The sequence below is a fragment of the Rhizobium sp. SRDI943 genome, assembly GCF_057653695.1.
The window spans coordinates 2,721,558-2,734,839 of the sequence record NZ_CM172787.1 but is presented as its reverse complement, the minus strand read 5'-3'; the positions used below and the strand labels follow the sequence as shown (position 1 = coordinate 2,734,839).

Sequence of the window (13,282 nt, the reverse complement as noted above, 5' to 3'; positions counted from 1 at the left end):
AATTGTTATGTTATTACATCAATTGCGTTATGCTATAACGTGTGCAATAGCAGGACGCAACAGCACTTTCGGAAAATTTGATGCTCTCTCCCGCAAAGACCCCCGCTGGTATCAGGGCCGAACCGCTGGTTTCGCTTGAAAATGTCGGCGTTCTGCGCAATGGCCGCTGGCTGGTGCGCGGCGTTGACTTTTCCGTTTCGCGCGGCGAAATCGTCACGCTGATCGGGCCGAACGGCTCGGGCAAGTCGACCAGCGCCAAGGCGGCGATCGGTGTGTTGAAGCCTGATCAGGGCAGGGTGGAGCGCAAGGCCGGCCTCAAGGTCGGCTATGTTCCGCAAAAGCTCACGATCGACTGGACGCTGCCGCTTTCGGTGCGCCGGCTGATGACGCTGACCGGACCGCTGCCCGAGCGCGATATGCTCTCGGCGCTCGAATCCGCCGGTATCGCCCATATGCTCGATGCCGAGGTCCAGCATCTCTCCGGCGGCGAGTTCCAGCGGGCGCTGATGGCCCGGGCGATAGCGCGCAAGCCCGATCTGCTGGTGCTCGACGAGCCGGTGCAGGGGGTCGATTTCTCCGGTGAGATCGCCCTCTACGATCTGATCAAATCGATCCGCAATGCGACGGGCTGCGGCATCCTGCTGATTTCGCACGATCTCCACGTCGTCATGGCCGAGACCGACACGGTCATCTGCCTCAACGGCCATGTCTGCTGCCGCGGTACGCCCGAGTCGGTCAGCCGCAGCCCGGAATATGTGCAGTTGTTCGGCAGCCGGGCGGCGCAGACGCTTGCCGTCTATAGCCATCACCATGATCATACGCATCTGCCTGATGGACGCGTGCAACATGCCGACGGCACGGTGACCGACCATTGCCATCCCGATGACGGGCATCACGCGCATGACCACAGTCATGAGCACGACGATGGTCATGATGGGCACCACCACGAACATGACCATCCGCATACCCATGCCACGGAGGACCGCCATGCTTGACGACTTCTTCGTGCGCGCCATTCTTGCCGGCGTTGGTCTGGCGCTGACGACAGGGCCGCTCGGCTGCTTCATCATCTGGCGGCGCATGGCCTATTTTGGCGATACGATCGCCCATTCGGCGCTGCTCGGCGTCGCACTGTCGCTGCTCTTCGAACTCAACCTGACGCTGGCTGTCTTTGCCGTTGCCGCGCTCGTGTCGGTGCTGCTGCTCTTCCTGCAGAAGCGCCAAGCGCTGTCAGCCGATGCGCTGCTTGGCATCCTCTCACATGCCACACTGGCGATCGGCCTCGTCATGGTCGCCTTCATGAGCTGGGTGAGGATCGATCTCATCGCCTTCCTGTTCGGCGATATCCTTGCCGTTTCCACGACCGACATCGCGCTAATCTGGGGTGGCGGGCTGTTCGTGCTCGTGGCAATGGCCTGGCTCTGGCGGCCGCTCCTGGCTGCGACCGTCAATGCCGAGCTCGCCGAGGCCGAGGGGCTGAGGCCGGAGCGGGCGCGGCTGTTCTTCATGCTGCTGATGGCCGTCGTCATTGCCATTGCCATGAAGATCGTCGGCATCATGCTGATCACCTCGCTGCTGATCATTCCGGCGGCTGCGGCGCGGCGCTTCTCGCCGACACCGGAAATCATGGCAGTGCTCGCTTCGCTGATTGGAGCGGTCGCCGTCGTCGGCGGGCTGTTCGGCTCGCTCACCTACGACACGCCCTCGGGCCCCTCGATCGTGGTCGCGGCGCTGATCCTCTTCATTCTCAGCCTGCTTCCGGTCAGGCGCCACCGCGCGGTCATGCAAGGACAAGGCTCATGACGACACCGCAATTGACCAAGAACCAGTCGCTGGTCTTCGACGTGCTCGAAAAGGCCGAAGGGCCGCTCAGCGCCTACACCATCCTCGATAAGCTGCGCGACCACGGTTTTCGCGCGCCGCTGCAGGTCTACCGGGCGCTGGAGAAGCTGCTCGAATATGGCGTGGTGCACCGGCTCGAAAGCATCAACTCGTTCGTCGCCTGCGCCCATCCGGGCGACGATTGCCACAGCCACGGCATCGTCGCCTTCGCCATTTGCGAAAGCTGTGGCCAGGTGACGGAGTTCCACGACCACGAGGTCGATCACCGACTTATGGAATGGGTGCGCGGGCAGAAGTTCAAGCCTGAAAAGACGACGATCGAGATCCGTGGGTTGTGCGAGGCCTGTGCGGCATAAGCTTCCTCGCCTTCGCTAGACGATCGCCTCGCGGGCTATTGCGATGGCAGACCCGTAAGATCCCGACGTTATTAGACGCCGATCACAAAGCGGCGATCAAAAAGGGCGAGGCCGGTAACCCGGCCTCGCCTCTCACTTTCTTTTGCCCCGATCGGGTTAGTCCGGCTTAGATTCAGAGCCGCCCTTGCCGGGGCCGTCATTGCCGCCCTTGCCGGGACCGTCGTTGCCGCCCTTGCCGGGGCCGTCATTGCCGCCCTTGCCGGGACCGTCGTTGCCGCCCTTGCCGGGACCGTCATTGCCGCCCTTGCCGGGACCGTCATTGCCGCCCTTGCCGGGACCGTCGTTGCCGCCCTTGCCGGGACCGTCATTGCCGCCCTTGCCGGGGCCGTCATTGCCGCCCTTGCCGGGACCGTCGTTGCCGCCCTTGCCGGGACCGTCATTGCCGCCCTTGCCCGGACCGTCATTGCCGCCCTTGCCCGGACCGTCATTGCCGCCCTTGCCGGGACCGTCATTGCCGCCCTTGCCCGGACCGTCATTGCCGCCCTTGCCGGGACCGTCATTGCCGCCCTTGCCGGGACCGTCATTGCCGCCCTTGCCCGGACCGTCGTTGCCGCCCTTGCCTGGGCCGTCGTTGCCGCCCTTGCCGGGGCCGTCTTTGCCGCCCTTGCCGTGACCGTCGTTACCACCCTTGCCTGGGCCGTCTTTGCCACCTTTGCCGTGATCGTGATCTTCTCCGCCCTTGTCGTGGTCGTGATGATCGCGGTCCTTGCCGCCGTGATGGTCTTTTCCACCGTGGCCCGGACCGTCCTTGCCGTGCCCGTGATCTTTCCCGCCCTTGCCGCCGTGATGACCATGGCCCTTGCCGCCGTGATCGTCCTTTCCGCCATTGTCGCCGCTGCCGTCGCCATTGCCGTCGCCGTCGCCGCTGCCGTCGCCGTCGCCATTACCATCATCGCCATTATTCCCATTGCTGGCGACGGAGCCGGTGCTGGATGTCTTCTTGCCGCCGCCAATGTTCTGGCTGCCGCGATCGTTATCGTTCGGATTGAACCTGCTATCGGACTGAATTGCTCTGGTCGGCATGCACAGCCTGTATTCGAGTGTTCCGCGAACTGCGGCCTTGCAATTAACGACTGCCGGCGCTGCCGTTGCCAAGCTGCTGCTTGCCAGAAGGGAAGCAACGGCGATGCTGAATTTCGCTGCTCTGCTGATCATTTCAATCCATCTCCCAAGGTTAACCGAATGTTAATGGGGAGAACTCTTACACTAACAATAAATTAACACGAAGAATAGATGATGGTTAATCTGTCTAATTCATCTAATACAGTTAAATTCGCAAGTATAAAATTTTACTAAATTTTTATTGTGCCTATGTTATTGTTTCGCAACAAATAAAAGGAATCGGCTATGAAGCGCCTCTTTTCGCTCGCTGCCTTTTTATTCATTCTTCTGCATTTTCAAGCGGTTGCGGGATCATCGCTTCCTGTGACGCGAAGCATCGGCGCACCCGTGGGATTCGCCGCAGCCTGCGCCAAGTACAAGTGGCTGTGCGGCAGGATGGCGGCGCAACAGCTGAATGATCAGGCAGGAACAGCGCTACTTCAAAAGGTCAATCGTGCCGTAAATGGACGTATCATTCCCGCGGAAGATCGCCCGTTTTCCCGAAATAAGGATGTTTGGTCTCTGCCGGTTGCCGGCCGTGGGGACTGTGAGGACTACGCTCTCCAGAAGATGAAGGACCTGATCGAAGCTGGTTTTCCATCGAACAGGTTGGCGCTTTCCGTGGTGATTGGACCGCACGATCAAAACCATGTCGTTCTCATTGCCCGGACGGACGGCGGCGATTATGTGCTCGACAATCTGACCAGCGCCGTCAGGCTCTGGCGCACCACGGGCTATACGTTTCTGGCCACTCAGGATTTCCAATCGCGAACGGGCTGGCGCGTGACACTTGCTGGTCCCCGTGCAGGCGAGTTCTCTTGAACTGAAAGTCTCGAGGCGGCGCGCTCGCCGCTGGCAAGTGCAGATGCCGGCGCTATCTTTGCCTGAGAATCCAAGCCAGGACGATCGCGTGACGAAAACCGAACTCGCGAAGATATACCGCGGCTACATCGCCTGCCTGAACAGGCAGGACTGGCCCAATCTCGGGCAGTTCGTCGGCGACGATGCAGTTCATAACGGTCGGCGCCTCGGGCTGTCGGGTTACGTCACCATGCTCGAGCGGGACTTCGATGAGATTCCCGATCTCTATTTCAAGGTGCTGATGCTTCTTTGCGATCCGCCATACATCGCCTGCCGGCTCGGCTTCGATTGCAGGCCGAAGGCAAAATTCCTCGGCCTCGATGTGAACGGCAGGCGCCTTTCCTTCACCGAGAACGTCATCTACGAATTTCGCGGCGGCAAGATCGTCGAGGTCTGGTCGGCCATCGACAAAGTGGCAATCGAAGCCCAGCTTCGGGGTGGGGAGAGGCCCAACAAGATGGAGTGATTGGCGTGTTCGATGCAAGGAGCCTCGTCCCTCGTGACAAGCACGACGTTGCCGCTCTTTCTGGTATCGAGAGCGCTGGTTATCCTGCGATCGCTCCGATCCTGGATGACTTGCTGGCGTGGACGGCAGACGGCAACTGGCCTATTGCTCCACCTCTGGCTCGTTTTCTCGTCTCACTCGGAATGCCAATTGTTGACCCGGTGTCGCGCGTTCTCCGAGGAGATGACTCCCCTCAAAAATATTTCAGCTTTCAACTGATCGTCGAAAAGCTGTCGATGGAGGTTGTTGAAGCGCTTGAGGGCGACCTCCGGAAGCTGGCGGATCAACCGAGCAAGGCGGACCAGTTGGAAGGGGTCGACGAGTTGGCATGTGAAGCGCTTCGGCGCTTGCATTCATAGCTTCCGGCAGCGCTGTTGCTGATCGTCTGCTCGGGGCCAAGTTGAAGATGAATGCCATCAATGTGATGTGGAGGCGCGATTTTGGTGCGCTTTTGATCAGATGATGGCGACGCGCTCGCCGAAGGGCGTGTCGTCGTCGAAATTGCGGGTGCCGATCCGATCGCTTTCGCCTGACAAGGCCGGCTGTTCCGCCTGTTCGCCGGCCTCTTCCCCTTCTTCCGATGCCGCATGCCGGTGCCGCTTTTGCGGATGCTCCTCGTCGTCGACGATCAGATCCGCGTGCGGAATGAGATCAGCTGCGGCTTCCTTCTCCACGGCCCTCTTTGCTGCCAACTGATCGGCGGTGATCTGCGACTGGCGGGCGGCGACCCAGGCGTTGTCTGGTTCGGAGTCGATCGAGGTGCTGGTGCCGACCTTGGCGGGTTCGGGCGCGGCGGTGGCGGAGATGGGGTTGATCGCGTCGACCATGAAACTCTCCTGCGGTGACCAACTAGCGAAGCAGTCGGCCGCTTCTTGGGATGAAAAACGGTGCGTTCTTCGGACCAATCAGGGAGACATATCGAGCCCGCGCCGAAAAACACAAGGGGACATCGACGTGACTGCCACCTCGGAATGACGAAATCGGTAGCAGGTAGCGGGAAATTCGACGAAGAATTGTGTGCACAAGGGGTGATCGGCGCGTGGTTAATGTAAGAATCGGAAACACTTTGTGACTAAGTGTCTCCAAAAGCAGCGTTTTTTGACTTGCTGCGCGCGAAGACATGACGGATATTGTTTAAACGTTGAGGAAGCCGTCATGATTAGAATGATTGAAAACCCTGCCGAACTGGCTGGCGAAGATATCACCGGCAAATATATACTCCGGAGGCTGAACTATCACTGGTTCGCCTACGGCAAGGCGGCTATCGTGACCGCCTGCAAGGGAACGATTCTGCAGCTTGAGCGGGAAGAGACGGTTTATTCCGAGCGTTGGGGACGTCGCGCCTATACGGGCACCGGCAGACGCTATCCCGGCGGTATCTGTCCGATTTCTGCGGTCGCCTGCGTTTGCGATACGCCCGACGACGTCAATGCCGTCATTCAATTGGACGTCGAAGCGCAGGACGAATTCTATCAACTGATCGCCAAGGCGGAAGCCAGGGTTCAGGCACTTGCCTCATCTTCACGAAACAGCCTGTTTCTCGAAGCCGCCGAGTAACGTGATTTTCTCAACGAAATCCGCCATGTTCAGCGTCCTTCTGCGCGTCTAAAAGGACGCGCGGCGCTGTCATGGTATGGAGAGCGATCATGACGCAGCGGGACACTCGGCCCGGTCACTCATTCGCCGCGGCGCCATCTTTCGGATCGCTCGCCATCACCATTGCCGTCATGTTTGCCGCGCTGTTCTGGCCGGCGGGCACGCTCGACTGGCCGCGCGGGTGGATTTTTCTCGGCCTGTACCTTGTGCTGACATGTGTCGCGCTCATCTGGATCCGGCGGACGAATCCGGAGCTGTTTGCGGCGCGCAGCCGATACCAGAAGGGTACCAAACCCTGGGACGCCGTGGTGGCGACGCTGACGATCATTCTCTTTGCCGCCATTTTTCCGGTCGGTGCATTCGACGACGGACGGTTCCACTGGGCGCCGCAGCCCGATTGGGTCGTCCTCATCGGCTATCTGCTGATGACATCAGGTTATCTCGGCCTGACCTGGGCGCAATCGGTCAACCGGCATTTCGAGCCGACGGTGCGCATTCAGACCGACCGTGACCACAAAGTGATCGACAGCGGACCCTACGCCGTAATCCGCCATCCCGGATACGCAACCGCCATCGTGCTCAGCGTCGGCATGGCGCTGTCGCTTGGATCGCTCTACGCGCTGGTTCCCGCCGGCCTGCTCATCATCGTCCTCTTCGGCCGGACGCTGGGGGAGGAGGCAGAATTGCGCAAGGGGCTCGAGGGGTACGAGGAGTATATGGCGCGCGTGCGGTGGCGTTGGATTCCGGGCGTGTGGTGAGCGCTTTGGCGGGCGGAGAGGGGCCTAATCACCCGCCCCCGTCCTTCGAGGCTCCGGCCCTTGGCCTGCGCACCTCAGCAACCGTGTTGTTGGGGCTGGTTCCATGGGGTTCGTCTTTTAAGAATAGTGTTGATCATGATGATGAGCTTTCGCATGGCGGCGACGATGGCGACCTTGGGCGGTTTGCCCGCGTCGCGCAGCCTTTTGTGGAAGGTCTTGATGGCCGGGTTGCAACGGATGGCCGAGAGCGTAGCCATATAGAGGGCGCATCGGACGGTGGCGCGTCCGCCGGCGATATGGCGTTGTCCACGCCATGTGCCGCTGTCGTGAGCGATGGGGACGACGCCGACGAGGGCTGCGAGCTTCTTGTCGTCGATGGCGCCGAGTTCGGGCAGTTCGGCGATGAGCACGGCGGCACTGACCTCGCCAATGCCCGGCACGGTCAGCAGCAGATTGCGGCGTGCGGCCATGTCGGGCTCGGCCTCGATGGCGAGCGCGATGGCGGCATCGACGCGGGCGAGCTGAGCCTTGAGGGCGGCGAGGGTCTCGCCAATCAGCGCTGCGACGGCCTCAGGCGCATGCTCGAGGCGGTTCTTCTCGGCGACCGCCATGTCGATGAGTTGGCGACGGCGGGTGACAAGCGCAGCAAGCGCGATGCGGCCGTCGTCGATATGGGGGATCTGTGCCGGCCGCATCGCTCTGGCGAAGTGGAGCGTGACGCGGGCGTCGACCTGATCGGTCTTGGCCAAACGACCGCTGGCCCTGGCGAAGTCGCGCACCTGGCGGGGATTGACGACGGCGACGGCAATACCGGCGGCCATAAGCGTTCTGACGATTGCCATCTCGTAACCGCCGGTCGCCTCGACGACGACAAGCTCTGCGCCGGCCACTGCCGCAGTGAGTGCGGCACAGCCTGGCGCATTGTTGTCGAAGCGGACAACGGCGCGTTTGCCCTCAACGGCAACGTCGAGATGGGCCTTCGAGACATCGATACCGACCATGAAAGATTGCTGGATATGCATGACTGCTCCTCCTTGCAACGCGGGCTCGAAGCCCAACCAACCGTTCGAGCGAAGACATGGCGACGGAGATGCTTGCTGAGGTACGAGTTCAAGACCCAAGGATGACACGCATCCCCGCCGCACAGCCCCTTTATACAGCAACGGCAACGTACAAGGATGAGGGCTGATCGGTGTGCCGTGTCGTTGGAAGGCTATGGATGTGTCTGCAGGCTGATGAATTCGCGACCGTCATCTGTTGCTCTTCTCTCACCCGTGCCCTCTCTCCAGCCTCATCCTGAGGTGCCCCGCAGGGGCCTCGAAGGACGGGGCTGGCCACCGGTCGCGTTGCCCGATCAACTGATTTGCCGGAGATCCCGCGCAAACCGCTGCCAATTCGCCACGTAGTTTTCCGCCGAGCGGCGGATGCTCTCGACAGCCTTCTCGTCCAGCACACGCACGAGCCGGGCGGGTGCTCCGACGATCAGGGAGTTGTCGGGGAATTGCTTGCCCTCGGTGACCAGCGCATTGGCGCCGACGAGGCAGTTGTCACCGATCTTCGCACCGTTCAGGATGGTCGCACCCATGCCGATCAGCGTGTTGTCGCCGATGGTGCAGCCGTGGAGGATGGCGTGATGGCCGATGGTGCAGTCTTTGCCTATCGTCAGCGGGAAGCCCATGTCGGTATGGGCCATCACGCCTTCCTGGATGTTGGTGCCTTCGCCGACGGTGATCTTCTCGTTGTCGCCGCGCAGCACGGCGCCGAACCAGATGCCGACATTCTCGCCGAGCTCGATCTGGCCGATGATATTGGCGTCCGGTGCGATCCAATAGAGGCCGGCGGCGGGCAGTTTCGGCGTCGATCCGCCAAGTGCGTAGACGGGCATCGCTTTCTCCTCAGACGACCTCGACCGATAGGGTGGCGACGCCGTCGATGCCGCAATTGATGCGATCACCCCTGGCCACCGCGCCGACGCCGGCGGGCGTGCCGGTCATGATGATATCGCCGGCTGCAAGAGTGAAGAGCTTCGACAGTTCGGCGATGATCTCCGGCACCTTCCAGATCATCTGGTTGAGATCGCCGTCCTGCACGCGCTTGCCGTTCTGTTCCAGCCAGATCTTCGCCTGCGCGGGGTGGCCGAGGCGGCTTGCCGGAACGATCGGCGAGATAGGGGCGGAATGTTCGAAGGCCTTGCCGATCTCCCAGGGACGACCAAGCTTCTTTGCCTCGCCCTGCAGATCGCGGCGGGTGAAATCGATGCCGACGGCATAGCCGTAGACGCAGTCGAGCGCGTCCGCGGCCTTGATGTTCGCGCCCCCCGATTTCAGCGCCAGCACGCATTCGACCTCGTAATGCACATCGTTCGACAGCGGCGGATAGGGAAAGGCCTTGCCCGCCGGCACCAGGTTGTCGGCATTCTTCTGGAAGAAGAAGGGCGGCTCGCGGCTGGGATCATGGCCCATCTCGATCGCATGGTCGGCATAGTTGCGCCCGACGCAATAGACGCGACGCACCGGAAAACACTCGGCGCTGCTTTCGACCGGCAACAACACCGGTTGCGGAAGCGGGATGACGGTGGCGGGATCGGACATTGGCGGGCTCTTCCTGTTTCGAGTCTTGCTTTGCGGGTCATCTTAGACGGAAATCGCCGCGCCGGGGAAGCGTCCTTGGCCGGCGCCTGGTGCATTGACGCTGTCACTATCCAGCGGTATCGTTACCGCCATGAGCAGGATTTTTGCAGTTTCGATGACGTCTACGACCACCGCGCCGCGGTGGGTGGTAGACGCGTGAACTGAATTCCGTTCATTGCTGCTGAAACCAACCCGCCGGAAACGAGCGGGTTTTTTGTTGCCGCTCGTCTCCCGTATTCGAGGACGAGATCGTGGACGATATCCAGAAACATGTTCTTGCGGAGCGGGCGCTGGCCGCCGCCCGCCACTGCATCGCCAGCCGTTATGCCGGGGCCGCATTCGCCTATGTCGCCGGCTCCATCATGCGCGGCGAAGGCACCGCCTTTTCGGATATCGATCTGGTCGTGGTGTTTCCGTCGCTCGAAAGAGCCTGGCGGGAATCGTTCACCGCGGATGGGTTTCCGGTCGAGGCCTTCGTCCATGATCCGCAGACGCTGGCGCATTATCTCCATCAGGATGCAGAGAGCGGCTGTCCCATCATGGCCAACATGGTCGCGACGGGCTGTATAGTGGGATCGGATATCGACAGCGCGCGCGTCATCCAGGCAAAGGCGGCAAGTATGCTGGCCGCAGGACCGAAACCTCTTGCCGGGGCAGACTACGACATGCTGCGCTACCAGGTCACCGATTTGGCCGATGATCTGCGCGGCACCCGCCCGCCCGAGGAGGTCGCCGCCATCGCGGCGCTGCTCTATCAGAAGCTCGCCGACCTGATGCTTCTCGGACGTGGCGCGTGGGCTGGCCGGGGAAAGTGGGCGCCCCGCCTGATGAGGGAGTTCGACGCGCAATTGGCGGCCGAATTCGACGCGGCGTTCAGTCTGGCGGCCGCGGGTGACGGCGCCCGGTTCCTGGCTTTGGCCGATCGGGAGCTTGCCCTGCATGGTGGTCGCTATTTCGACGGATTCAGGCAGGACGCGCCGCTGGAAGCGCGCCGCCTGGAATAATTTGGTATCAGTGACGTTGCCGCATTTTGAAAATTGGATGGAAGATGCTTGAGCACGAATTCAAGGGCGCCTTGCAGCCGGCAGCAAGGCGTACCGCCAGATTGCGCCTCAGAATCCCCGTGGAAGGGGATATCGATTTCCTGACCCGACTTTTTTCGCGGCCGGAATTGGTCGCACACCGACCGGTGCCCCGGCCTGATACGCCGGCGGAAAGCGCAGCGCGGCTTGCGCGCGACATCGGGCATTGGAAAGATCACGGGTTCGGGCGTTGGGCAGTTGAGGCGAACGGTGTGCTGATCGGTTTCGGCGGCGTGACCGTTTCCCAGGAGTTTGATGGCCTCAATCTTTCCTATCATCTGCAACCCGAAAGCTGGGGACAGGGATATGCCACGGAATTGGTCAGGGAAACCCTGGCGTTTGCCTTTAATGATCTGCAGACAGAGCGGGTAGTCGGCTTGGTTCGCACCGCCAACGCCGCTTCGAAACGCATTCTCGAAAAATGTGATTTCATCTTCGAGCGCGAGGTGATGTTGCACGGCGCGCCGACCAACATGTACGCCACCGGCAGTTTCCGGGCTTAAGTGGCAACGCCGATCGCATCCGCACAAGCGTTCACGCTCGGGAGGTCATCCAGACGCCCACCAGTGTCACCGCCAGCCCGATGAACATCGTTGCCGTCAGCGGCTCGGAAAATAGAGCCCAGGCCCATAACATGGTGACAGGCGGGCTGAGGTAGATCGCGGCGCTGACCTGCGTCACGGGGAACAGTTGAAGGCTGGTGTAGTAGACCGAATAGGCGGTAAAGGTCGCAATCAGCACGAGCCATGTCATGCCGATGGCGAGATCGACGGTCATCGGCGGGATCATGTTGCCCTGCATGAAGGCGCAGAACGAAAACAAGGCCGAGCCGGTCAGGGTCTGGATGCAAAGGCTCTGGTGGACAGGCATATGCTCCTCGCGCCGCCGTCTGTAGAGAACGGAGGCGAAGGCGAAAACCAGCATCGAGCCGCCCGTCAGGCCGTAGGCCCAGAGCGGGGCCTCGCCGAAGCTCAGGCTTTCGAGCGAAACGAGCAGAACGCCTGCCACCGCGATTGCCGTTCCCAGCCATTGCCGCCGCGTCAGTCGCTCGCCCAGGAGGGGTTGCGAAAGGCAGGCAATCGCCAGCGGCAAGAGGTCGGAAATCAGTGCGACCAGCCCCGTCGGCACGCGCTGCTCGATGGCGAGAGCGAATCCGCCGAGATAGAGGAAGACTGACATCACGCCGAGCAGCATCTGGCCCAGCACACTGCACAGATGCATCCTCGGCCCAATGGTCAGCGCGAAGGGCAGCAGTATCAGTCCCGACAGAAAGGTGCGCCAGAACAAGACCAGGATGACGCTCGCCTCCTCGCTGGCGTAGCGGATGCCGACGAAACCGGAACTCCAGCTGATCACCAGAAGCGTCGCCAGCACGGGCCATAGGAAGCGGTGCTGCGGCGCAGGCCGAGCGAGAACTTCATCCGTCATGGAATACTCATTTTGATTTCGTCCTGCTCAGCCATAGGCTGAAGAGATTGACCTCGCACATGACAAATTTCGATCACGACATGACAGGATGATTGATTTGTCGATGATGGCTTGCCAGCGTCACCACCTCCATGCATAGGCTTTGCAACATAGTCATCGGAGAGTGCCTGCCTTGACCGAACTCAACAGCCGACGATTGGAAATAGACGCGCTGCGGGTCCTGTGGTCCGTTCGCCGTCATGGCGGCATCACTCGCGCTGCCGAGGCGCTGGGTTTGTCGCAATCGGCCGTCAGCCACAAGATCAAGCGGCTTGAAATCAGCCTCGATTGTGATCTTCTCAGCCGCAAGCCGGGAGCGCCTGTGTTCACAGCCGCCGGCGAGGATTTGCTGGTTTACGCCGAACGCATTCTCGGTCTTCATGACGAAGCGCTTCTCAGCCTGACGAAAACGCCGCTCGCAGGACGCATCGCCCTCGGGCTGACCGAGGACACCACGTGTACCGATCTCGCCCGCATATTGGGCCGGTTTCGCCGCCTCCATCCTGATGTCGCCGTGCGCACCAAGGTCAGGATGAGTTTGGTTCTACGGGCGATGCTGGAGCAAGGAGAGCTCGACGCTGCGATCGTGCAGATCTTTGCCCATGAGGTTCGCCCGACCGATATCGTGCTTTTCCGGGAGCAGCTCTACTGGGTGAAACATTCCGACCTGGCTCTGCCACCGAGTGGTCCGATTCCATTCCTGTCTTTCGACGACGAATGCTTCTATCGCCAATGGGCACTCGATATCGGCCAAGATGACGACACCCTTTTCGAGACGGTGTTTGAGTGCACCAGCGCCGCCGGAATCGTCTCGGCAGTCACCTCAGGCCTGGGTGTGGCGCTTCTGAACGGGCGCCACCTGCGTCCCGCGATGGATATCATCACCAACCGGCTGCCCACGCCTCCCGCCCTGGCCTATGTGGTGCGTCGGGCCCGTAAGGCGCGAAATCCTGCGCTCGATACTCTGGTCGCAGAAATCGAAAATGAAGTCAGTCGTTACGGCTGCCTGACCTTGGCGAGCTGA

The 13,282-nt window shown here is 61.1% G+C and carries 17 protein-coding genes; 11 read left to right on the top strand and 6 right to left on the bottom strand.

Annotated features, from left to right (window positions below; translation table 11 throughout):
- Positions 1 to 80 precede the first annotated feature (80 nt).
- Genes znuC through AC245Y_RS14165 form a run of 3 tightly spaced genes read left to right on the top strand, consistent with a single transcriptional unit; the run spans position 81 to position 2,198 of the window.
- Complete coding sequence (gene znuC, locus AC245Y_RS14175; RefSeq protein WP_017994632.1) at positions 81 to 995, top strand: zinc ABC transporter ATP-binding protein ZnuC; 915 nt, start codon at positions 81 to 83, stop codon at positions 993 to 995.
- Positions 988 to 1,803, top strand: a complete 816-nt coding sequence (znuB, locus tag AC245Y_RS14170; protein WP_012758157.1) for a zinc ABC transporter permease subunit ZnuB — start codon at positions 988 to 990, stop codon at positions 1,801 to 1,803. Before znuC ends, znuB begins: the two co-directional genes overlap by 8 nt.
- A complete protein-coding gene (locus AC245Y_RS14165) occupies positions 1,800 to 2,198 on the top strand; it encodes a Fur family transcriptional regulator (RefSeq protein ID WP_011652680.1) in 399 nt (132 codons plus the stop codon). Before znuB ends, AC245Y_RS14165 begins: the two co-directional genes overlap by 4 nt.
- Before the next feature lie 156 nt (positions 2,199 to 2,354).
- Here the strand turns inward: AC245Y_RS14165 and AC245Y_RS14160 are convergent, their stop codons facing one another.
- Positions 2,355 to 3,413, bottom strand: coding sequence for a hypothetical protein (locus tag AC245Y_RS14160; RefSeq protein ID WP_222005051.1), 1,059 nt, complete (start codon positions 3,411 to 3,413; stop codon positions 2,355 to 2,357).
- Between the two features lie 192 nt (positions 3,414 to 3,605).
- Here AC245Y_RS14160 and AC245Y_RS14155 point away from each other — a divergent pair, with 192 nt between their 5' ends.
- The 3 genes from AC245Y_RS14155 (at position 3,606) to AC245Y_RS14145 (ending at position 5,084) form a co-directional block, all read left to right on the top strand.
- Entirely contained in the window at positions 3,606 to 4,181 is a 576-nt protein-coding gene (locus tag AC245Y_RS14155; protein WP_017994630.1) for a transglutaminase-like cysteine peptidase, read from the top strand.
- Positions 4,182 to 4,269: 88 nt separating this feature from the next.
- On the top strand, positions 4,270 to 4,686 hold the full coding sequence (locus tag AC245Y_RS14150; RefSeq protein ID WP_026157420.1) for an ester cyclase: 417 nt from the start codon (positions 4,270 to 4,272) through the stop codon (positions 4,684 to 4,686).
- A 5-nt stretch (positions 4,687 to 4,691) separates the two neighbouring features.
- Positions 4,692 to 5,084 (top strand): DUF5071 domain-containing protein, encoded by a 393-nt coding sequence (locus AC245Y_RS14145; protein ID WP_032996671.1) that lies wholly within the window; start codon positions 4,692 to 4,694, stop codon positions 5,082 to 5,084.
- A 96-nt stretch (positions 5,085 to 5,180) separates the two neighbouring features.
- On the opposite strand, the gene AC245Y_RS14140 is transcribed toward AC245Y_RS14145, so the two are convergent.
- Positions 5,181 to 5,552, bottom strand: coding sequence for a hypothetical protein (locus tag AC245Y_RS14140; protein WP_012758153.1), 372 nt, complete (start codon positions 5,550 to 5,552; stop codon positions 5,181 to 5,183).
- A gap of 328 nt (positions 5,553 to 5,880) precedes the next feature.
- Between AC245Y_RS14140 and AC245Y_RS14135 the strand changes: the two genes are divergently transcribed.
- Together AC245Y_RS14135 and AC245Y_RS14130 are read left to right on the top strand one after the other, a co-directional pair.
- Positions 5,881 to 6,282: a hypothetical protein gene (locus tag AC245Y_RS14135; protein ID WP_003560747.1), complete on the top strand. Its 402-nt coding sequence runs from the start codon at positions 5,881 to 5,883 to the stop codon at positions 6,280 to 6,282.
- Positions 6,283 to 6,371: 89 nt separating this feature from the next.
- Complete coding sequence (locus AC245Y_RS14130) at positions 6,372 to 7,079, top strand: methyltransferase family protein (protein ID WP_210162544.1); 708 nt, start codon at positions 6,372 to 6,374, stop codon at positions 7,077 to 7,079.
- A 74-nt stretch (positions 7,080 to 7,153) separates the two neighbouring features.
- Here AC245Y_RS14130 and AC245Y_RS14125 read toward each other — a convergent pair whose 3' ends face one another.
- The 3 genes from AC245Y_RS14125 to AC245Y_RS14115 all read right to left on the bottom strand — a co-directional run bounded on the left by AC245Y_RS14125 (position 7,154) and on the right by AC245Y_RS14115 (position 9,670).
- The gene (locus AC245Y_RS14125) at positions 7,154 to 8,101 is read right to left on the bottom strand and encodes an IS110 family RNA-guided transposase (protein ID WP_017994624.1); all 948 of its coding nucleotides are present in this window, start codon (positions 8,099 to 8,101) and stop codon (positions 7,154 to 7,156) included.
- 332 nt (positions 8,102 to 8,433) lie between these two features.
- A complete protein-coding gene (locus AC245Y_RS14120; RefSeq protein WP_017994623.1) occupies positions 8,434 to 8,964 on the bottom strand; it encodes a gamma carbonic anhydrase family protein in 531 nt (176 codons plus the stop codon).
- 10 nt (positions 8,965 to 8,974) lie between these two features.
- Positions 8,975 to 9,670, bottom strand: coding sequence for a fumarylacetoacetate hydrolase family protein (locus AC245Y_RS14115; protein WP_017994622.1), 696 nt, complete (start codon positions 9,668 to 9,670; stop codon positions 8,975 to 8,977).
- A gap of 290 nt (positions 9,671 to 9,960) precedes the next feature.
- Between AC245Y_RS14115 and AC245Y_RS14110 the strand changes: the two genes are divergently transcribed.
- Together AC245Y_RS14110 and AC245Y_RS14105 are read left to right on the top strand one after the other, a co-directional pair.
- Positions 9,961 to 10,713, top strand: a complete 753-nt coding sequence (locus tag AC245Y_RS14110; RefSeq protein WP_017994621.1) for a nucleotidyltransferase domain-containing protein — start codon at positions 9,961 to 9,963, stop codon at positions 10,711 to 10,713.
- Positions 10,714 to 10,757: 44 nt separating this feature from the next.
- Positions 10,758 to 11,294, top strand: a complete 537-nt coding sequence (locus tag AC245Y_RS14105) for a GNAT family N-acetyltransferase (protein ID WP_017994620.1) — start codon at positions 10,758 to 10,760, stop codon at positions 11,292 to 11,294.
- A 31-nt stretch (positions 11,295 to 11,325) separates the two neighbouring features.
- Here AC245Y_RS14105 and AC245Y_RS14100 read toward each other — a convergent pair whose 3' ends face one another.
- Positions 11,326 to 12,219: a DMT family transporter gene (locus AC245Y_RS14100; RefSeq protein ID WP_017994619.1), complete on the bottom strand. Its 894-nt coding sequence runs from the start codon at positions 12,217 to 12,219 to the stop codon at positions 11,326 to 11,328.
- 172 nt (positions 12,220 to 12,391) lie between these two features.
- On the opposite strand from AC245Y_RS14100, the gene AC245Y_RS14095 reads away from it, so the two are divergent.
- Positions 12,392 to 13,282, top strand: coding sequence for a LysR family transcriptional regulator (locus AC245Y_RS14095; RefSeq protein WP_026157419.1), 891 nt, complete (start codon positions 12,392 to 12,394; stop codon positions 13,280 to 13,282).

Bases quoted from the DNA above. Each gene is read 5' to 3' on its own strand.
- znuC (WP_017994632.1), top strand. From the start codon at position 81: ATGCTCTCTCCCGCAAAGACCCCCGCTGGTATCAGGGCCGAACCGCTG.
- znuB (WP_012758157.1), top strand. From the start codon at position 988: ATGCTTGACGACTTCTTCGTGCGCGCCATTCTTGCCGGCGTTGGTCTG.
- AC245Y_RS14165 (WP_011652680.1), top strand. From the start codon at position 1,800: ATGACGACACCGCAATTGACCAAGAACCAGTCGCTGGTCTTCGACGTG.
- AC245Y_RS14160 (WP_222005051.1), bottom strand. From the start codon at position 3,413: ATGATCAGCAGAGCAGCGAAATTCAGCATCGCCGTTGCTTCCCTTCTG.
- AC245Y_RS14155 (WP_017994630.1), top strand. From the start codon at position 3,606: ATGAAGCGCCTCTTTTCGCTCGCTGCCTTTTTATTCATTCTTCTGCAT.
- AC245Y_RS14140 (WP_012758153.1), bottom strand. From the start codon at position 5,552: ATGGTCGACGCGATCAACCCCATCTCCGCCACCGCCGCGCCCGAACCC.
- AC245Y_RS14135 (WP_003560747.1), top strand. From the start codon at position 5,881: ATGATTAGAATGATTGAAAACCCTGCCGAACTGGCTGGCGAAGATATC.
- AC245Y_RS14130 (WP_210162544.1), top strand. From the start codon at position 6,372: ATGACGCAGCGGGACACTCGGCCCGGTCACTCATTCGCCGCGGCGCCA.
- AC245Y_RS14125 (WP_017994624.1), bottom strand. From the start codon at position 8,101: ATGCATATCCAGCAATCTTTCATGGTCGGTATCGATGTCTCGAAGGCC.
- AC245Y_RS14120 (WP_017994623.1), bottom strand. From the start codon at position 8,964: ATGCCCGTCTACGCACTTGGCGGATCGACGCCGAAACTGCCCGCCGCC.
- AC245Y_RS14115 (WP_017994622.1), bottom strand. From the start codon at position 9,670: ATGTCCGATCCCGCCACCGTCATCCCGCTTCCGCAACCGGTGTTGTTG.
- AC245Y_RS14105 (WP_017994620.1), top strand. From the start codon at position 10,758: ATGCTTGAGCACGAATTCAAGGGCGCCTTGCAGCCGGCAGCAAGGCGT.
- AC245Y_RS14100 (WP_017994619.1), bottom strand. From the start codon at position 12,219: ATGACGGATGAAGTTCTCGCTCGGCCTGCGCCGCAGCACCGCTTCCTA.